1 protein-coding gene and 1 pseudogene are annotated in these 863 nt (G+C 67.3%); both read right to left on the bottom strand.

The window, feature by feature from the left end; translation table 11 throughout:
• Window positions 1–71 precede the first annotated feature (71 nt).
• Complete coding sequence (locus U9980_RS14410) at window positions 72–608, bottom strand: cupin domain-containing protein (RefSeq protein WP_322768383.1); 537 nt, start codon at window positions 606–608, stop codon at window positions 72–74.
• Between the two features lie 12 nt (window positions 609–620).
• Window positions 621–863: pseudogene (locus U9980_RS14405) on the bottom strand (hypothetical protein); the annotation flags it as partial.

Raw genomic sequence — 863 nt, 5'->3', positions numbered from 1 at the left:
CAGCCGTAGGCGCGGTTCCCGCCAGCGGGCACGCCGGATGGTGCGATCCGGGGATGGGACGCCGTCCGTTCCTATCGTGGCAGTACCGCGTCTGGGTCTGGCAGGGACGGCGAGAGGACCGTCCGGTAGGGCGCCATCAGCTCCTGCGTCAGCGCCCTGCCGGGCAGGGCACCAGTCCTGGCGACGTGCTCCGCGACGACGGCGAAATAGTCCTCATAACCACTGGGCGTGAGGATGGCCACGTAACACGCCGGCTCGTCGAAGGGATTCCCGAAGCCGTGCGCCAGCCGCCGGCTGGCGAACACCGTCTCGCCCGCGACAGCGGTATGAAACCCGTCCCCGACCCGGAACCGCAGCCGGCCCTCGACGAGCACGAACGTTTCATCATGGCCCTCGTGAACATGAGGAAGCGGTCCGGGCTGCCGCGGGCCCATCCGCCCCTCCAGCACGGTGAGCCGGCCGAGCGTATCACCATCCGTGACCTTGACGAGCATCGACCAGTTCGGCAGATCGATCCGACGGCCTTCGTCACGGCCTCGGACGAAACCCCGAACAGGTTGCTGCCCGGCTGGAAACCGTCCGTCTGGAACATCGGCGTCGAATGTCACGGCGCTTTCACCTCAAGAGAAGGCCGGCGAGCCATGGCCGTCATAGTCAGCACTGGTTGTCGGCGCCACGTTCGTTCTTTCCGAACCTCGCTGGTCCAGAACCATGCCTATAAGTAGCGCCAGCGGGTCTCGCGTCAGCAGCTCGTCCGCCTCGGCGATCTGGCTCAGGTGCAGTCCCACGACATCACCGTAGCCGACCGTGGCGCGGGGGCTGCCACACCACCCGTCCGAGGGCTGTGTAGTCGGCCGTCCCCG

Source organism: Protofrankia sp. Cr1, assembly GCF_963555865.1.
Lineage (GTDB): Bacteria > Actinomycetota > Actinomycetes > Frankiales > Frankiaceae > Protofrankia.
This window is presented reverse-complemented; position numbering and strand designations above follow the sequence as displayed.